Here is a 615-nt window from a genome sequence, read left to right on the forward strand (position 1 = left end):
AGTCCGTTACTGTTACGCCGCTATCGATCTTGGTATTGCCATCGCCATAGTAAAGATGTGTGCCAACAGGAACTGGGCTCGAGAATGTTCCAGGCGCAAACCTCGCTCCACCAACTCCATAGTCAGGTGCAGTAGGGTCATTTTGAATATCAGATCCAAGATAAACGTTTTCGAAGTCTCCCAAAGAGCCAGTCCAATAGGCTCCTGTATTACTTGCCAAACTCAAATCCGAAATATTAATCTCACTAACAGCCCCTGTACCAGTACTCAAGGCATTAGTAGTACCAAAGACTGAACCAGATCCTCCTTGGAACTGGGTACGCTCTTTGACGTTTTGGATTTCATTTAAAAGGGAAGCGATCTCATTATTAATAGAGTCTGTTTGATCAGAGTTCAAAGTGCCATCTTGGCGCTGGGTAGTTAAGGTAAGGACGCGCTGGAGCATCTTGCCAACGACATCTAATGCACCTTCAGCAGTTTGTATTTGAGAAATCGCATCCTTGGTATTGCGAATCGATTGATCCACAATGTTTTTAGTCCCTTTTAAAGACTCAGAGATCCCATAGCCAGCAGCATCATCTTTAGCACTGTTAATGCGAGTACCGGAAGACAATC

Annotated in this window: 1 protein-coding gene; it reads right to left on the reverse strand. The window is 44.6% G+C overall.

Annotation, left to right across the window (positions count from 1 at the left end; all coding sequences use genetic code 11):
- The coding region (locus ICN13_RS10035; protein ID WP_216140214.1) for a flagellin at positions 1-615 on the reverse strand (615 nt) is incomplete at both ends.

Origin of the sequence: Polynucleobacter sp. MWH-Berg-3C6 (genome assembly GCF_018881855.1) — a bacterium.
GTDB lineage: Bacteria > Pseudomonadota > Gammaproteobacteria > Burkholderiales > Burkholderiaceae > Polynucleobacter.